This window comes from Pedobacter sp. 22163 (assembly GCF_052045595.1).
Lineage (GTDB): Bacteria > Bacteroidota > Bacteroidia > Sphingobacteriales > Sphingobacteriaceae > Pedobacter.
This window is the reverse complement of record NZ_JBQEPM010000007.1, coordinates 148,751-166,115: the sequence shown is the minus strand read 5'-3', so window position 1 is coordinate 166,115 and position 17,365 is coordinate 148,751. Positions and strand designations below refer to the sequence as shown.

The window sequence follows — 17,365 nt, the reverse complement described above, 5'->3', positions numbered from 1 at the left end:
CTCGGTATAAAAAAAGTCCCCCGATTTTACACCGGGGGACTTCTCTTGAGGTTATTAATTAAACTAATTCTTTCTGAATTAGATATTCAGCAATCTGAACGGCATTGGTTGCAGCCCCTTTGCGCAAGTTATCTGCAACAATCCAAAGATTTAAAGCTTTAGGCGCCGATTCGTCTCTACGGATACGGCCTACAAAAACTTCATCTTTTTCATGAGCATCTTTTGGCATTGGGTATTTTAGGTTGGCCACATCATCAATAACGATAACGCCTGGTGCTTTTTCTAAAATACTGCGTACTTCAGCTAAATCGAAATCATTTTCGAACTCAATATTTACTGATTCTGAGTGGCCGCCCATAACCGGGATACGAACTGTAGTAGCGGTAACTTTAATGCTATCATCACTCATGATTTTGTTCGTTTCCTTAACCATTTTCATTTCTTCTTTGGTATATCCGTTATCTGTGAAAACATCAATATGAGGAAGAACGTTTAAATCAATTTCATATGGATAAGCTTTAGGGCCATCAATGCCTTTACGCTCGTTCATTAACTGCTCAACGGCTTTAACGCCTGTACCCGTAACCGATTGGTAAGTAGAAACGATTACACGTTTAATTTTGTATTTATCGTGTAAAGGTTTTAAAACCACTACCATTTGAATGGTAGAACAATTCGGGTTAGCAATGATTTTGTTATCGATAGAAAGTTCGTGTGCGTTAACTTCTGGTACAATTAATTTAATTGCAGGATCCATTCTCCATGCAGAAGAGTTATCGATAACGGTTGTTCCGGCTTCTTTAAAACGTGGAGCATGCTCCAATGAAGTATTTCCACCTGCTGAAAACAAAGCAATATCTGGTTTCATGCTGATTGCAGTATCCATGCTAACAATTGGGAACTTCTTACCCTTAAAAGTAATTTCCTTGCCAACACTCTTTTCTGATGCTACGGGAATCAACTCTGTTAAAGGGAAATTTCTTTCCTCCAATACTTTTAACATGACAGTGCCTACCAATCCGGTGGCACCTACTACTGCTACTTTCATTTTAAATTTTAATTATATATTATTAAACATTTGATATAAGCCCAAATATGCTAAAAATTAAGCTTATATCCCCATTGTTACCAATTAAATTTGCTTTTAATATTTAAAATCTTACTTTTTCAATAGAAAATACGGTTAAAAAGATCAGACATAATTCGATTTAGGAAGGGCTCGGAGTTCTTAATCCCGTTTGCGCTCGTTTCCTAACGAGTGCATTAATAGCTATACGATTTTATCGTTTGTAAACGACAACCTATTAAACACTCCGTTAGCGAATTGCTTGATGTTTTTGTTTAGAAAGCAGGTTACTGTTTATATCGGTTCCGAAAGTCCTGCTATCCACTTCAAGCCTCCACTGCGTTACGGGCTTTTCGTTACTATCAGGTTTAGATAACTCAGATCAGCAGTTCTAACCTAAAATATATTGTTGAAGAATTGAAGGTTTGCTGTTTTGGAGATAGATCTCTCCATTTCGCTATGCTTTAGTCGAGATGACGATAAGCGCAGAAAACCTCGCAGGTTTTCGAAACCTGCGAGGTTGGATAAATTTTAAATCAAATTGGCTTTGATATAACCACAGCTTGTTTTGATTGAACCAACTGGATCAGGTTGGTAATTGGTTTCGTGCTCTACAAAAAAATGTTGCATACCCGAAAGTTTTGCCTGAGCAAAAATGCTTTTAAAATCAATAGAACCTTTACCTACTTCGGTATTCCATTCAGGTTTGGCTTTGTCCATATCTTTAACGTGCCACATAGGGAAACGGCCTGGATATTTTTTAAACAAAGCTAAGGGATCGTTACCTGAGCGTACCACCCAGTACAGATCCAATTCGAAATTAACCAGATTTTTATCGGTTTCGCTTAAGTAAACATCGTAACCAGTGGTATCACCTAATTTTTTAAATTCGAAATCGTGGTTGTGGTAGGCGAATTTTAAACCAGATGCTTTTGCAATTTCGGCAACTTTATTAAAATCATCGGCGGTTTTCTTAAAGCCATCTACTCCTTTGCTCATATCTACGTGTGCACCAGCGATGGTAAAGTATTTACCTCCAATTGCTGCTGAAGATTCGATATCGGCCTTTAATCTGTCTGTTTTTCCGGTTTTTACAAAATCATCCATATGGTAATGGCCACTTGGTGCTTTTAAACCATTCGCATTTAACAAGGCTTTAAATTCCTTGGGTGTTAAACCCCAGAATTTTCCATTAGAAAAACCATAGGTTTCTACTTCTTTATATCCGGCCTGTGCTACCTTTTCGATAATGCCTTTTACATCCTTTGGCAGTTCATTACGTAAAGAGTACAATTGCAAACCAACATTTTTACTTGCTTTATCAAAGGCAAACGACGGGATTAATAATGCCGCTCCTGCGGCTAATCCTGCCTGTTTTAAGAAAGTTCTTCTTGAATTCATCATTTAAAATTTAAATAATTTCTTTTTTAATGTATGCACAGCTTGCTGCAACAGATTCCATTGCGTTTGGCTTGTAATTGGTTTCGTGCTCTACAAAGAAGTGTTTCATGCCTGAAAGTTTGGCATCAGCAAAAATAGGTTTGAAATTGATAGAACCAGTTCCCACTTCAGCATTTAACGCTGGATTTGCTTTATCCATATCTTTCACATGCCACATGGTAAAACGGCCTGGATTTTCTTTAAATAGTTTGATCGGATCGTTTCCTGAACGAACTACCCAATATAAATCAAGCTCAAAATCAACAAGGTTTTTATCGGTTCCTTTTAGCAGGATTTCGTAACCAGTGGTATCACCTTGTTTGTCAAATTCGAAATTGTGGTTGTGGTAAGCTAACCTGATACCAGCTTCTTTTGCCAATTTTCCGGCTTCGTTAATTTTAACCGCAATTTTTTTATAGTCGTCGGCACTTTTTCTGATACTTTCATCTAACCAGGGAATGGTTACGTATTCGCTTCCAAGCACTTTGGCAGCAGCAATTGCTGCTTTTAACTCTTCAGTGTTTCCATCGGTTAAATAGCTGCCTAAACCGTAGTGACCGCTTGGTGCAGTTAATCCGTTATCATCAAGCAATTTTTTGAATTCGGCTGGTGTTAAACCCCAAAATTGATCCTTTATAGAGAAACCATAGGTTTCAACTTCTTTAAAGCCTGCTTTTGCCACTTTAGCTATGGTTCCTTTTACATCTTTCGGAAGTTCATCTCTTAAAGAATATAACTGCAGACCAACAGATTTTTTATCGGAAGCCACACAAGCAAATGATGGAACCAAAAGTGCTGCAGCTGCAGCCATACTACTGTTTAAAATAAAACTTCTTCTTGATAACATAGGTGTATTTTTAGATGTCGCAAATGGAAACTGCCTTTTTTAGCGAGGCTATTTTATCTGCATTTTTAGGTATAAATTCTTGTGCAACGAAACCTTTAAAGCCAGTTTCGGCAATGGCTTTCATTATTGCAGGATAATATAGCTCCTGCGTATCATCAATTTCATTTCTGCCCGGAACACCAGCGGTGTGATAGTGGGCTATGTATTGATGATTATCTCGGATGTTTCTGATTACATCGCCCTCGTCAATCTGCATATGGTAGATATCGTATAACAATTTGAAGTTTTCAGATCCTAAACGTTTGCAAAGTTCAGCTCCCCAGGAAGTTCTATCGCATTGATAATCTTTATGGTTAATTTTGCTGTTTAATAACTCCATTACCAACACTACATTGTGTTTTTCGGCCAATGGGATTAATTGCTTCAACCCTTTAACGCAATTGTTCCAGCCTGTTTCGTCATCTTTACCACGGCGGTTTCCACTGAAACAGATTAGGTTTTTGTAGCCTGCTTCGGCAACAAGTGGGATCATTGTGGTGTAGTTTTGAATTAACTTTTCGTGAAATTTTTCATCGTTAAAACCATCCACTAAATTAATCTCCGCACCATTGCACATGGTCGATTCTAAGCCATGTTTCTTTAAAGTCGGCCAATCTTTTGGTCCAACCAAATCAATGCCTTTAATGCCGATTTTTTTAGCTTCAACACAAAGCGTTTCTACATCTAAACCGCTAAAACACCAACGGCAAACGGCATGATTAATATTTCCTTTTAGCCTTAGTGGCTGATCTGATTCTGATTTATCCATTGCTAATGCTGAAAATCCCGAAGAAACACCAATCGCAGCAGTTCCTGCGATGATGTTCTTTAAAGCATTTCTTCTATTTACGTTCGAGGCCATATTAAACAGTTTTAGGATCTATTTCAGCTTTGGATTTATCGTTGAAAACCAATGCAAATAATAAAAATACCACTAATGCAATTCCTGCTGGGATAATCCAGATCATTTTCCAGTCCATCACACCATCTGCTGCTTTGTAGGCATCAGAAATTTTACCTGCTACGGCAAATCCAATTAACATGCCTACGCCGTAAGTAGCTAAGGTAATTAAGCCTTGGGCTGAGCTTTTAAAACGCTCGCCTGCTTTAGAATTGGTATAAATCTGTCCTGAAACGAAAAAGAAATCGTAGCAAACACCGTGTAATGCAATTCCCAAAATCAGCATAAAACTCAATTCGCCTGCATTGCCGTAAGCAAATAATGCATAACGTACTGCCCAAGCCAGCATGCCCACCAAGATGGTCATTTTAAAACCGAATCTTTTAAAGAATATTGGGATAAATAATAAGAAAATTACTTCTGAAGCCTGACCAATAGTCATTTTTCCCGTGGGGTTATCCATACCGATATTGGAAAGGAATGGATTTGCATTTTGATAGTAAAAAGCCAGAGGGATACAGATCAAAATAGATGAAATAAAGAAAATTAAGAAGTTTCTGTCTTTCAAAAGTTTTAAAGCATCGAGACCTAATACATCAGAAACGGTAATTTTTTCGTCTGAAGATACTTTAGGTGGGGTTTTTGGTAAGGTAAAACTGAATAAACCCAAAGCTAAAGATACTATACCAGCCATTAAGAAAGTATTTTTCAATAAGCCAGCTTCTGTACCTTCTTTTGAATCCCAATGGAAGAAATAACTGATTAATAAACCTGCAGCAATCCAGCCCAATGTACCCCAGATGCGGATTGATGAAAACTCTTTCTCGGGATCTTTCATTTGATTGAAAGAAACTGAGTTTACCAAAGCCAGTGTTGGCATAAAAAGAATCATGTAGCCCAATACGTAAGGATAAAATATGCTTACATCTGTAGCATTATACATTTGGTACATCAATAATGCCCCGACAATGTGCAGCACACCTAAAATGCGCTCAGCATTAAAATATCTGTCGGCAATTAAGCCTACAATAAAAGGCGCAATGATAGCGCCCCAAGATTGGGTTGAAAATACAGCTCCGGTTTCTGAACCCGTGGCTTTAAGGTTGTTTCCTAAGAAAGTTCCAAGTGTTACAAACCAGGCGCCCCAGATAAAAAATTCAAGGAACATCATGGCTGAGAGTTTAAAGCGAGTAGTGCTATTCATTTGGCTTATATAAGGTTGTATTAAGGTATTAGGTTAAAGGTATAGGGTTAATGCGAAAGCGGATAAACGTTATGTTTTCCCTCTTTCTAACTCAAATGTCTGGTTTAAGCGAAAGAAAAGAAACCTTTAGCTTCTACCTTACGCCTTAAACCTCAATTATAGTTCTTTAATAGAGATGTTTTTGTACCAAACCTCATCTCCGTGATCTTGTAAGGCAATTTTGCCTGTTTTAAAGGTGCCCCAATTTTCCCATGTTGCAAATTTGCTGCCCGCAACAATCTTTTTCCAGTTATCATCCCAAAGGCTGGTTTTCACTACTTCAACACCGTTTAAAATTAGCGTTAGTTTGCCCTTTTTACTGATGATTTCTGCTTTATTCCATTCGCCAACAGCTTTAACTGGCTCTGATGAACTTTTTACCAGATCGTATAAATCGCCGGCACGGTGTTTAGTGATTTTTCCATCTGGATGACCATCATTATCAATAACCTGCATTTCTAAACCAGTAGAATAGGTAGCATGGTATTTAGGTTCTTCATGAACATAAAAAATTAAACCACTATTTGCTTTTGGAGCCACTTTCCATTCATATTTTAAATGGAAATCGCCGTATTCCTTATCAGTAACCAAATCGCCGCCACCGTCTTTACCTTTGGTCGCTAAATCTAAATGAAGGGCACCATCCTGAACCTGCCAGGCACTACCAACCGCAGTTTTGTTGTAAGTATGCCAGCCAGTTGTTGTTTTACCGTCAAAAAGTGGCTTAAAGCCCTTTTGAGCCTTTGATATTTGTGTTAAGCTTAACAAGATGCAAGCAGAAAGAAAGATTTTTTTCATTTTTTTTATTTGTTGTCATAGAAGGTATGAAGCAATCTTAACGTTAACGAAAAGATATGTTGACCTTTTGCAAGTTGTAGGATTATTCATTTTTACTTATGTTTTTTATAGGTATTCATGAATTCTCTGCGTTCGGTTGACTTCGTGCCTGGCAATGACGAATGTACTTATTAATTAAAGTGTTAAATTATTCCAGCCTTTGCGGTATTCGCGTTTTACAAACTGGTTCGCTTCGTCAAAATTGGTAACTTTCATATTGTCGTTATCCCAAAGCATTTTTGTGTACCTGCCCGGATAAGTAGTTTTATCATTTACCGTTTTTTTGATATCGAAGCTTCTGATTGCCAGATTTGCCATCAGTAAAGCTTCCGTTAATGGACCTGCAATTTCGAAAGGCGAACTTACTTCTTGCTTGCCATAACCCGCAATTGCAGCTTCAACCCATTGTTTATAGTGCCCGTTTGCGCCGTCTGGCACACGAGCGTATTTTGGTGCCACCTTAATGTCTTTGTTTTTGCTTAAAGGCAATAATTTCGGGTTTGCGCTATACGTTTCAGACATCATTTTGCCTTTAGTTCCAATAAACAGGGTGCCATTACCGCCATCGCCAAAAGTTTCATCTGCTTCTAATTCTTCAGGACGTTCCGGTTGGATGCCACCGTCCATCCAGTGTAGAGTAACATCACCCAGCGTTTTCTCCGTTTTAGGGAATTTTAAGGTAACGTGGCTTGATGGAGGGCAGCTTTCAGGGAAATAGCCACGTTTAAATTCATCTACATAAACAGAACCTACACTGGCCTGAACTTCTTTTGCATATTTTAAGTTTAATACGCTAAATGGAGCTTCGATTAAGTGACAGCCCATATCGCCCAAGGCGCCAGTACCATAATCCCACCAGCCACGCCAGTTAAATGGAACTAATTTATCTACAAAGTCCTTTTCAGGGGCTGTTCCTAACCATAAATTCCAATCTAATTCTTTAGGAATTTCTGCTTTTTTGCTTGGCCAGGGAATGCCTTGTGGCCAAACCGGTCTATCAGTCCATGCGTAAACTGTATGTACATCGCCAATTAAACCAGCTTCGTACCATTCTTTCATTTGGCGCGGACCATCGTTTGATGCACCTTGATTTCCCATTTGGGTTACCACTTTATATTTTTTTGCGGCAGCGGTTAGAATGCGTGCCTCATAAATATCATGTGTTAAAGGTTTCTGCACATAAACGTGTTTGCCCAATTGCATAGCTGCTAAAGCCTGGATAGCATGATTGTGATCAGGAGTAGAAACAGAGACAGCATCAAAATGTTTATGTTCCTTATCTAACATTTGGCGCCAGTCTTTATAGTATTTCGCCTTAGGGAAAGCTTTAACACTATTTGCTGCACGGCGATCGTCTACATCACATAAAAAAGCAATGTCAGCTTTTCCGCTTTTGTAAAACATGCTTAAATCGCTTTGGCCCTTTCCGCCAACACCAATACCTGCAACCAATAAACGATCGCTTGGTGCCAAATAACCTGGTCCGCCTAAAACATGGCGGGGTACGATCATAAACGCAGCAGCGGCAATAGCTGTGGTCTTAATAAAATCACGGCGGTTACTCGTGTTTTTATTTTCTTGCTCTGTTTTCATATAAGTAAATCGATTTGCTAACTGAGGTCGATTATTTTTTCTTTAAAGATAAGATATACTTTACCATTAATTTTGCATCATCTTTTTTAAGGGTAGCGTGCGCAGTCATCGGCATATTGCCCCAAACCCCTGTTCCACCTTTAATAATCTTATCGGCTAACATGTTGATGTTTTTCTCGGTAGCCGGATATTTTTTTGCAATTTCTACGTATGCAGGGCCAATAATTTTGTTGGTCTTGTTATGGCAACCCAAGCAGTCTGATTTGTTGATCAGTTTTTCACCTGGATTTGACTGCAAAGCAGCATGATTAGTTAATGTTGCTGTCGCAACCACAGTTTTCTCTCTCGATAAATCAGCTTTTGAAAAAGACGCCATAAAAATGACTACAGCGCCTAAAATTAAAAATGTTTTTTTCATGTGTGTGTGTTGTGTTTGTTAATCTTATAATCCTAATATTCTTTTATTGAAGGCGCTATCACTACCCGATGCTGCAAAATCGTCAAATGCTTTATCGGTTACGTTAATGATGTTCTTTTTAATAAATTCTGCACCTTCGCGGGCACCATCTTGCTGGTTTTTGATACAGCATTCCCATTCCATAACGGCCCAACCTTTAAAATCATATTGCGCCAATTTACTAAAAATGGTTTTAAAATCAACCTGACCATCACCTGGCGAGCGATAACGACCAGCCCGGTTTGCCCAACTCTGGTATCCACCAAAAGTGCCTTGTTTGCCTGTAGGGTTAAATTCTGCATCTTTTACGTGGAAGGCTTTTATGCGTTCGTGGTAAAAATCGATGTACTGAATGTAATCCAATTGTTGCAACACAAAGTGTGATGGATCATACAATAAGCATGCCCGAGGATGATTATTTACCGCAGCGAGGAACATTTCATAGGTTTCGCCATCAAATAAATCTTCACCCGGATGTATTTCGTAGCAAACATCAACGCCACATTGGTCGAATTCGTTTAAAATTGGTGTCCAGCGTTTTGCCAGTTCTGCAAAACCTTCTTCAACCAATCCTGCCGGACGTTGTGGCCAGGGATGGAAATATTGCCACAATAATGAACCACTAAATGTGGCATGCGCATTTAAACCCAAGTTTTGAGAGGCTTTAGCTGCATATTTCATTTGCTGTACCGCCCATTCTGTTCTTGCTTTTGGATTTTTGTGTACTTCTTTTGGTGCAAAGGCATCAAAAAGATCATCATAAGCTGGGTGTACCGCAACCAATTGACCTTGTAAGTGTGTAGAAAGTTCAGTAATTTCTAAGCCATAAGAAGCGATTTTTCCTTTCAGTTCATCTGCATAGGTTTTGCTTTCGGCAGCTTTTTGAAGATCGATAAATCTTGTATCTAAGGTTGGCATCTGAATACCTTTAAAACCTAAACCTGCTGCCCATTCACAAATACTGTCTAGTGAGTTAAATGGGGCTTCATCGCTGATAAATTGTGCTAAAAATACTGCTGGTCCTTTTATAGTTGTCATGCTTGATCGTTATAATTTATAATCTAACCACTTTTGGTCCGATTGGCTAGAAGCCACTACGTTTTCGATAAATGCCATTCCTCTAATTCCATCTTCAGTACCTGGAAAGTCCAACATTTCAGCAGTAGGTTGCTCGTTATTCAACTTCGCGTTTACTGTTAATGCAAAGTTTTTATAAATATTTGCAAATGCTTCTAAGTAGCCTTCTGGGTGACCACCAGGAGTGCGTGTATTGTGCTGTGCAAAACTGCCCATATAACCGTTGCCAGTTCTGTAAATTTGAGCAGGGGCATTTAACCATTTCACAATTAAGGTGTTCGGCTCCATCTGGTGCCATTCCATACCGCCTTTTTCGCCATATATTTTGATCTTCAATGCATTTTCTTCTCCGGCAGCAATTTGTGATGCTACAAGAACACCATTGGCACCATTATCGAATTTTAACAATACGTTTCCATCATCATCAATAGCTCTTCCTGGAACAACAATACTTAAATCAGCACAGATTTTAGTAATTTTTAAACCAGAAATATACTCTGCCAAATGAGCGGCATGTGTACCGATATCGCCCATGCTCCCGCTTTTTCCGGTTTTAGATGGATCAGTGCGCCAGGCTGCCTGTGCATTTCCTTCGCGTTCTGATAAGGTGCTTAACCAGCCTTGAGGATATTCGACCATGATTTTTCTGATTGCGCCTAAAGCACCTTCGCTAACCATTTGTTTGGCCTGTTTAACCATTGGATAACCAGAGTAAGTGTGCGTTAAGCATAGCGTTAAGCCAGTTTCGTCTACTTTAGCTTTTAGCTGTTTTGCTTCTTCCAAAGTTAAAGTCATTGGTTTTTCAATCACTACGTTAAAACCCTTTTCCAAAGCAAGCATTGCAGGAGCAAAGTGGGCAAAGTTTGGAGTAACGATGGTTACAAAGTCAATTCTTTCATTTGCTGGCAATTCACTTTCCTTCGTCAGCATTTCTTCGTAATTGGTGTAGATTCTGTTATCCGGAAGAAAAAGTAGTTTTCCAGATTCGTATCCAATTTCAGGATTTACACTTAGAGCTCCGGCAGATAATTCAATAAGGCCATCCATATTGGCCGCCAAACGGTGTACGGCACCGATAAAAGCGTCTTTTCCACCGCCTATCATGCCCATTCTTAATTTTCTTTTCATGTTTATAAAGGTGAGGGGTTTAAGGTTTAAGGTTAGGGCGATTTCCCTTATACCTTAAATACTTAATGCCTTTAACCTGTCTAGATGTTGTTTTTCTATATCTTATTGGTGTATGACATAAGGTTCAAGTTTTAGGGCGATTAAACCCTACACCTTTAACCTTATGCCTTTAACCTCTTTTTAGATGTTCTTTTTCTTTAATTCTTTTACGGCGTAATCGCATGCACGGGCAGTTAAAGCCATAAATGTTAACGACGGGTTTTGGCACGCGATTGATGGCATACAAGATCCATCAGTTACGAAAACATTATTCACTTCGTGCATCTGGTTCCACTTATTGAGTACAGAAGTTTTCGGATCATTACCCATTCTAGCCGTTCCTTGCTCATGGATAGCCATACCCGGATAACAGCCATTATCGAATGTTTTGATGTTTTTCATGCCAGCCTTTTCTAACATTTCGGCGGCATCATTCATCATATCCACACGCATTTTTTTCTCGTTCTCTTTGTACTCGCAATCGATAGCCAGTACGGGTTGTCCCCATTTGTCTTTTTTGGTTTTATCGATGTATACCTTGTTTTCGTAATAAGGTAACATCTCTCCGAAACCGCCCAAGCCCATAGACCATTTGCCTGGAGTGGTCATTTTTTGTTTTAAATCTGCTCCGAAAGACAATTCAGCAACATCATCTTGCCAATTTGATCTGCTTGCACCACCCTGATAACCGAAACCACGCAGATAATCTCGTTTATCGTTGCCGATATTCTGATACCTAGGTACATAGATTCCGTTTGCACGACGCCCATAAGTGTATTTGTCATCAAAGCCTTCGGCCTCTCCAGATGCTCCGCAACGGAAATGGTGATCCATTAAATTGTGCCCTAACTGACCACTTCCATTACCCAATCCATTTGGATGGGCTTCAGAAGTTGAGTTTAATAAAACGAAAGTTGAACCTAGGGTAGAACCGTTTACAAAAACAATTTTAGCATAAAATTCCATCGTTTTGTTGGTTTCTGCATCGATTACCATTACACCTTTTGCTTTTTTGGTGTCTTTATCGTAAATGATATGATTTACGATAGAATATGGTCTAACCGTTAACCTTTTTGTTGCCATCGCTGCCGGAAGGGTAGAAGACTGCGTACTGAAATAAGCACCGAACGGACAGCCTCGGCTACATAAGTTTCTGTACTGGCAATTGCCGCGGCCTTTGTGCGGAACAGTAAGATTGGCAACACGGCCAATCATGATAATGCGTTCTTTTTTATAATGTTCTTCAACGCGGGCTTTTACCGATTTTTCTACAATGTTTAAATCCATTGGGGGTAGAAACTCACCATCCGGACAAGTTGGCCAATTTTCTTTTGAACCACTGATGCCGGCAAATCGTTCTGCATAATCGTACCAAGGAGAAAGGTCGGCGTACCGAATTGGCCAGTCATTTCCATGACCATCTTTTTTGTTATCCTCAAAGTTATGATCGCTAAAACGGTAACTTTGGCGGCCCCACATTAGCGATTTTCCACCAACGTGGAAACCACGGTACCAATCGAAACGTTTATCTTCCGTATATGGGCATTCTAAATCGTTTACCCACCATTTTTCATTTGCTTCCTGGTAAGGATAATCTCTTTTTTGTACCGGGTGAGTACGTTTTTGCTCTTCCGTAAGTTTTCCGGCATGTTTAAAATCCCATGGGTTTTTCATTGCCGTTTCGTAACCGGTAATGTGCTCAATGTTCATTCCTCTTTCGAGCATCAACACGCGTAAACCCTTTTCTGTAAGTTCTTTGGCAGCCCAGCCGCCGCTAATTCCCGATCCTATAACAATAGCATCGTAAGTATTTTCTGCTTTTAAATTTGTATTTAAATTCATGATGTTTTGTTGTTGTTTTAGAAATTAGGTTGCCCAAGATTTTTGACCTGGTTTTAATGGCACATTGCCATTATACCGGCCTGGAATAAGCACATATTCGCGTGCTTTGGTACAACCAATTTCTGAAGAATAATAACCAAGTAGGGTTAAATCTCTTGCGGTAATAAAAAAGTAAGCTAAATCTTTATTCTCTTCTGATTTGCTCGCTTTTTGGGCAAGTGCGATTGCCCTTAAATCGATCATTAGTTTTTTACGATCGGCTGGTGTTAAGGTGATATAACTTTTTCCAAAATCTTTCATTGATTTAGCCTGAAGATCTTTAAAACCTTGCGCAAATGAGGTTTGCATAGTGGCAGGGTAACAATCTTTCATCATCATGGGAATAAATTTCCCTAAACCTGCAGCCTTGGCGCCAGCAGATGTTTTGGTAGTCGGAACAATAATATCAGCGAATTCGGCGAAAATTTTTTCGTCCTCCAGAGAATAGAGGACAAAGTTCTTTTCGTTTTCCGGTAGCGTAAAACTTTCAAATAAAACGCCCATTGTGCTTGCCGAGATTGCTCCTCCCAGCAAAAATGCAACGTTTTTGAGTGCTTCTCTTCTGTGCATCGTATTTATGATTTTATATATTGGTTACTTATGTGTTGAATTAGTAATATTAGAAAAAATATAACGGAAAGAATAACTTTTTTAAGTTAAATTATCGGTGTGCAATGTGATTGTTACCGAATAGAATTGTTCTAAATAAATGATTTTTTGACGCCTTAGTGTGCTTTAAACAACGTTTTTACATCGATTATACTTGGTGTAAAAAGTACATTTAGTATAGATAAGCATATTATTTACTAATAAATCTAAAAACACGGATTTTTTAAGGATAAAATATGCTTAAAGTAGATTTTTTTTGATGTAATCATAGCTTTCGGCTATACTCTCATAAGGTGCTTTCCTGATGATGTCCTGTTCTGTAAAAATATAATCTACTCCAGCCAATTTAGAAGCAGCAAAAATGCCCTTGAAATCTATCCTGCCAGAACCCACTTCCACGAAAACTGCTTTGTCTGTTTTATCCATATCCTTAACATGGAACATTTTATAACGACCTGGATTTTTCTTGAACATATCAACAGGGTTTAAACCTGCATTTACCGCCCAAAAGATATCGAGTTCAAAACCGACCAGTTTGGCATCGGTTTCAGTGAGCAGGATTTCGTAGCCTGTAGCCCCATTGCCCTGATCTTTAAATTCGAAGTTATGGTTGTGGTAAGCTAATTTCAATCCAGACTTTTGGCAAAGCTCAGCCGCCTGGTTAAATTTTGAGGCCATGCGCTTGTAATCATCTAATGTCCCATTAGCCCTGATATTAGTAGGCAAAGCTGGGATAACGAAATATTTCTGGCCAACGGTGGCTGCGGTTTCGATGTGCGATTTTAGCACTTTATCATCGCCTGAGGATAAAAACTCGGTTAGGTTATAATGTCCGCTGGGAGAAGTGAGGCCATTTGCTTTTAATAAGGCATTAAAGTCTTTTGCTTCCAAACCCCAAAAACCTTTCACTTCGTATTTGCCAGGATAACCATAATAGGTTTCTACCTGGCTATAACCGATTTTAGCTACCTGTTCTATTGTGGCTTTTACATCTGCAGTTAACTGCTCTCTTAAAGTGAAAAGTCCGATTCCTATTTTTGAAACTTTAGCAGACCCTGCTAAAGCTGTTGTAATTAATGATGGACTTAAAAAAGCTGCTGCGCTAGCAAAGCTTACCTTTTGTAAAAATGATCTTCTTGTTGTCATGATGTTTTAGAATTAAAAAACCGGAGCGTAAACTCCGGTTTTATTTGTTAGAATGAATAAGCTAATGATCCCCAGAAGGTACGTTGAAGTAATGTTCTGCCAATCATTAATGTGCCAGGGGTTATGGTTGAGAAATCTCTGAACTGATCTCCCCGAACATCACCCTCTGTCAGCACTTTTGCATTTAACAAGTTGTCTGCCCAAAATCTTATTGAAATCTTTTTAGTAAAATTATATCCTGCACCAGCTTTCATTACCACATAGGATGGGAGTTCATAACTGCCGCTAGGTGAGGTAAAGCGACTGCCAACATAATTAGCTGCCACATACAGGTTAAAGTTTTTGTAATCATAGTTGGCACCTAGCTCTGTATTCAATACAGGTACCCTTTCGGTTCTTTTGCCAGTAAAACTATATACACGGTCGCCAAACTCGGCAGCTACAGCGGCATTTCCACTTGTATTTGCTTCGTAATCGGTGTATTTAGAATCTTGCAGTGTTCCGGTTAAGCGCAAGCTCAGCGGTTTGAATATTTTGTAAGAAACTTCATACTCGGCACTCCATGTGCGTGTAGAGCCAAAGGCCACCAAAGCCTGTGTGCCAGCTGCGGCAGTAGGTACATTAATCGTTAATGAAACATTTTTAATGGCAGAATAACTTCCTGATGCAAAAATGGCCAGATTGTTTTTGGCATATTTAAAACCTACTTCGCCTAAATAAACCGGGCGTTTTTTAATGTTTGCACCATTATATCCTGAAGCATTATAATCGCCTATATTTGGTGCGTTATAGGCTTTTGTAGCCCGCGCAAACATACTTGCTGTAGTGCTTATCTTATAATTTGCACCTATTGATGCTGCCCAGTTGGTTAATGTTTCATCATAGCTGGTATAACCCAATATGGTTGGAGTTGCTGCTGCTGCAATATTTACTGTGCCATTTGCATTAAGTGCATAATAAGGTCTATCCCCCTTAACATTCTGGTTATCAATTCTGGCTCCAATATCTAAACGCCATTTTTCGGATATTTTAATCTCATCGCCTGCATAAGCTGATAATGTTCTGGTATCGCCAATAAAGGTGTTTTTGGTTTGGATGGTTCTTTCTGCTGCTGTTGGCGATTGCAAAATAATGCTTGGGTGCTCTTTAAATTCTGTAAAAGACCTAAATGCATAGCGTAAATCATCGCGATTGTATTGGTGAATACCTGCACCGATATTTAAGCTATGATTTTTAATGGTCTTTTTCAGATCCAGATAATCAACAATTTGAACGTCACTGTTAATTTGTCCCTGTGCGTTTGATGTAATTACATAATCGCCCGTTACAAACGGTGCAACGGCGCCTCCTGGGTAATAGTAAGGTATAGCCATTGTTCTGGCTGTAATTCCAGCTGGAACGGTATAGGTTGAGTTTGTATGGGTATTTTGATAGCGGAAATTGTTTACAATCTGCCAGCCACTATCGGTTAGATAATTGAACTGGAAACCAGCTGAGCCCAATTTGGTATGGATACCATCTGTTAAACTAAAATTACGGCTTCCGGTTGTAGGATCGTTATAATTCCATTCGGTTTGAACAGGTAGAATCGATTGTGAAGCCATGTTATAATCGCGGTAAGTGGTTGGCTTTCCGGTAGCATCATAAGGGTAATAACTCGTTAGTAAGAACTGAACTTTATCATTCAGGTATTTCCCATACACCCTGAAAAAGCCCTTGTTGTTTTTAAAATTAAAAGTCATGTTGCCTTTAATCTGTCCGCCCTGGTTGGCCGGGTTAAAACCTTGATCTACCACGCCGTTATCGGTACGGTAAAAACCACCGATATTGTATTTAATCCGGTCGTTTATTTTGCCTCCGGTATTCCCATCAAAACGGTACAAACCTTGCGAAAAACCTGTAGTAAATTTAAATTGGCCATATTGTTTATCGGCGCCCACGTAACTGATGTTGTTTACTACAGCACCTGGCGTATTGGCTTGAATAATTGAGGCATTGCCACCTCTAACTGCTTCGATATTCTGAATGGTTAAATCTGTTTTATAATATTGATCAACAGATGGGTTGGTGTTAAAACCCGTTGGTAAAAGCGGTAACCCATCTTCCTGTATGCCCAGAAAAATATATCCGCCCTGCTGCGGAAAGCCCCTTACCCAAACGTTTCCCGGTCCGTCGCCACCCGTACTTTCTACCGTTAAACCTGGTATGGCTTTCAATAAATCGGTACTGTTTAATGGTGCTCTGTTAGTGATATCTTTATTGCTCACCGAGGTTAAGGCCACACTGCTTTCTAGCTTTTTCTTTGGATTACCGCCGGTTACCATCACACTTTCCAGCTGTAGGTTATCTTCCGACAGGCTGATACTCAGGTTTTCGTCGGCATTACCTGGTGATAGATTTACTTCTTTGGAAATGAAACCTACGTATCTCACAACGATTACACGGCTATCAACAGTTAAACCCTTTAGCGCAAAAGCACCATTTTCGTCGGTTGTGGTCCCGATTGATTTTCCTTTAACGGTAACCGATACCCCGGGAATGGCATTTCCTTTACTGTCGGTTACTTTTCCTGTAACAATGCCTTCAAAGGCTTTTAGCAGTTCGAGGTTGTTATTGGCGGGAATAGAATAGAGCAGAATCTGATCTTTAACTATCCTATATCCCACGTCATAACGTTTTAGCGAATTCTCAAGAAAGTATTTAAGTTTTTGGTTAACCACATTAATAGAAACTTTACGGCTGGAGTTTATTAATTGTGGGCTGTAAACAAATTTAACATTGGTTAAGTGTTCTGTTTTTTCTATAATGGTTTTAATATCTGTTTGATCAGCTTTAATCGAAATTGATTTGTTCAGAAAATCTTGTGCGTCGACATTTTTGGCAAAAGCGCCACAAGTAAAAATTATTATTGCAAGTATTTGGTAAATCGAAACTCTCATTGCATATATCGCCAGCGAAATAAGTTGATTTTTTTTCATAAATTTGGTTATTGTTCATTAAATGATTGGATTTATTGGACATAGAAATACCATGAATACATTTCTAATGTATTTAACTCGCCG

General features: G+C 39.1%; 14 protein-coding genes. All 14 read right to left on the bottom strand.

The genetic code is table 11. The features are described from left to right. Nucleotides 1–58: 58 nt before the first annotated feature. Nucleotides 59–1,048 carry an aspartate-semialdehyde dehydrogenase gene (locus ACTJKN_RS18785; protein ID WP_190326416.1) on the bottom strand — a complete coding sequence of 330 codons (990 nt, stop codon included), beginning with the start codon at nt 1,046–1,048 and terminating at the stop codon, nt 59–61. A 549-nt stretch (nt 1,049–1,597) separates the two neighbouring features. Next, a complete protein-coding gene (locus ACTJKN_RS18780) occupies nt 1,598–2,470 on the bottom strand; it encodes a sugar phosphate isomerase/epimerase family protein (RefSeq protein ID WP_440827272.1) in 873 nt (290 codons plus the stop codon). 7 nt (nt 2,471–2,477) lie between these two features. Further along, nucleotides 2,478–3,353: a sugar phosphate isomerase/epimerase family protein gene (locus tag ACTJKN_RS18775; RefSeq protein ID WP_440827271.1), complete on the bottom strand. Its 876-nt coding sequence runs from the start codon at nt 3,351–3,353 to the stop codon at nt 2,478–2,480. Between the two features lie 10 nt (nt 3,354–3,363). After that, complete coding sequence (locus ACTJKN_RS18770; protein ID WP_440827270.1) at nt 3,364–4,254, bottom strand: hydroxypyruvate isomerase family protein; 891 nt, start codon at nt 4,252–4,254, stop codon at nt 3,364–3,366. 1 nt (nt 4,255) lies between these two features. Continuing rightward, complete coding sequence (locus ACTJKN_RS18765) at nt 4,256–5,497, bottom strand: nucleoside permease (RefSeq protein WP_440827269.1); 1,242 nt, start codon at nt 5,495–5,497, stop codon at nt 4,256–4,258. A gap of 156 nt (nt 5,498–5,653) precedes the next feature. Further along, complete coding sequence (locus ACTJKN_RS18760; RefSeq protein WP_440827268.1) at nt 5,654–6,334, bottom strand: 3-keto-disaccharide hydrolase; 681 nt, start codon at nt 6,332–6,334, stop codon at nt 5,654–5,656. A 174-nt stretch (nt 6,335–6,508) separates the two neighbouring features. After that, entirely contained in the window at nt 6,509–7,966 is a 1,458-nt protein-coding gene (locus ACTJKN_RS18755; protein ID WP_440827267.1) for a Gfo/Idh/MocA family protein, read from the bottom strand. Between the two features lie 31 nt (nt 7,967–7,997). After that, nucleotides 7,998–8,384 (bottom strand): c-type cytochrome, encoded by a 387-nt coding sequence (locus tag ACTJKN_RS18750; protein WP_440827266.1) that lies wholly within the window; start codon nt 8,382–8,384, stop codon nt 7,998–8,000. Nucleotides 8,385–8,408: 24 nt separating this feature from the next. Then, nucleotides 8,409–9,461 carry a sugar phosphate isomerase/epimerase family protein gene (locus ACTJKN_RS18745; RefSeq protein WP_440827265.1) on the bottom strand — a complete coding sequence of 351 codons (1,053 nt, stop codon included), beginning with the start codon at nt 9,459–9,461 and terminating at the stop codon, nt 8,409–8,411. A gap of 9 nt (nt 9,462–9,470) precedes the next feature. After that, the gene (locus ACTJKN_RS18740) at nt 9,471–10,628 is read right to left on the bottom strand and encodes a Gfo/Idh/MocA family protein (RefSeq protein ID WP_440827264.1); all 1,158 of its coding nucleotides are present in this window, start codon (nt 10,626–10,628) and stop codon (nt 9,471–9,473) included. Between the two features lie 180 nt (nt 10,629–10,808). Continuing rightward, nucleotides 10,809–12,509, bottom strand: a complete 1,701-nt coding sequence (locus ACTJKN_RS18735) for a GMC oxidoreductase (protein ID WP_440827263.1) — start codon at nt 12,507–12,509, stop codon at nt 10,809–10,811. Nucleotides 12,510–12,533: 24 nt separating this feature from the next. After that, on the bottom strand, nt 12,534–13,118 hold the full coding sequence (locus ACTJKN_RS18730; RefSeq protein ID WP_440827262.1) for a gluconate 2-dehydrogenase subunit 3 family protein: 585 nt from the start codon (nt 13,116–13,118) through the stop codon (nt 12,534–12,536). Nucleotides 13,119–13,397: 279 nt separating this feature from the next. After that, nucleotides 13,398–14,303 carry a sugar phosphate isomerase/epimerase family protein gene (locus ACTJKN_RS18725; RefSeq protein ID WP_440827261.1) on the bottom strand — a complete coding sequence of 302 codons (906 nt, stop codon included), beginning with the start codon at nt 14,301–14,303 and terminating at the stop codon, nt 13,398–13,400. Nucleotides 14,304–14,350: 47 nt separating this feature from the next. After that, on the bottom strand, nt 14,351–17,281 hold the full coding sequence (locus ACTJKN_RS18720; RefSeq protein ID WP_440827260.1) for a TonB-dependent receptor domain-containing protein: 2,931 nt from the start codon (nt 17,279–17,281) through the stop codon (nt 14,351–14,353). Nucleotides 17,282–17,365 lie beyond the last annotated feature (84 nt).

Excerpts from the sequence above, each read along its gene's own strand:
- ACTJKN_RS18785 (WP_190326416.1), bottom strand. The coding sequence starts at position 1,048 with ATGAAAGTAGCAGTAGTAGGTGCCACCGGATTGGTAGGCACTGTCATG.
- ACTJKN_RS18780 (WP_440827272.1), bottom strand. The coding sequence starts at position 2,470 with ATGATGAATTCAAGAAGAACTTTCTTAAAACAGGCAGGATTAGCCGCA.
- ACTJKN_RS18775 (WP_440827271.1), bottom strand. The coding sequence starts at position 3,353 with ATGTTATCAAGAAGAAGTTTTATTTTAAACAGTAGTATGGCTGCAGCT.
- ACTJKN_RS18770 (WP_440827270.1), bottom strand. The coding sequence starts at position 4,254 with ATGGCCTCGAACGTAAATAGAAGAAATGCTTTAAAGAACATCATCGCA.
- ACTJKN_RS18765 (WP_440827269.1), bottom strand. The coding sequence starts at position 5,497 with ATGAATAGCACTACTCGCTTTAAACTCTCAGCCATGATGTTCCTTGAA.
- ACTJKN_RS18760 (WP_440827268.1), bottom strand. The coding sequence starts at position 6,334 with ATGAAAAAAATCTTTCTTTCTGCTTGCATCTTGTTAAGCTTAACACAA.
- ACTJKN_RS18755 (WP_440827267.1), bottom strand. The coding sequence starts at position 7,966 with ATGAAAACAGAGCAAGAAAATAAAAACACGAGTAACCGCCGTGATTTT.
- ACTJKN_RS18750 (WP_440827266.1), bottom strand. The coding sequence starts at position 8,384 with ATGAAAAAAACATTTTTAATTTTAGGCGCTGTAGTCATTTTTATGGCG.
- ACTJKN_RS18745 (WP_440827265.1), bottom strand. The coding sequence starts at position 9,461 with ATGACAACTATAAAAGGACCAGCAGTATTTTTAGCACAATTTATCAGC.
- ACTJKN_RS18740 (WP_440827264.1), bottom strand. The coding sequence starts at position 10,628 with ATGAAAAGAAAATTAAGAATGGGCATGATAGGCGGTGGAAAAGACGCT.
- ACTJKN_RS18735 (WP_440827263.1), bottom strand. The coding sequence starts at position 12,509 with ATGAATTTAAATACAAATTTAAAAGCAGAAAATACTTACGATGCTATT.
- ACTJKN_RS18730 (WP_440827262.1), bottom strand. The coding sequence starts at position 13,118 with ATGCACAGAAGAGAAGCACTCAAAAACGTTGCATTTTTGCTGGGAGGA.
- ACTJKN_RS18725 (WP_440827261.1), bottom strand. The coding sequence starts at position 14,303 with ATGACAACAAGAAGATCATTTTTACAAAAGGTAAGCTTTGCTAGCGCA.
- ACTJKN_RS18720 (WP_440827260.1), bottom strand. The coding sequence starts at position 17,281 with ATGAAAAAAAATCAACTTATTTCGCTGGCGATATATGCAATGAGAGTT.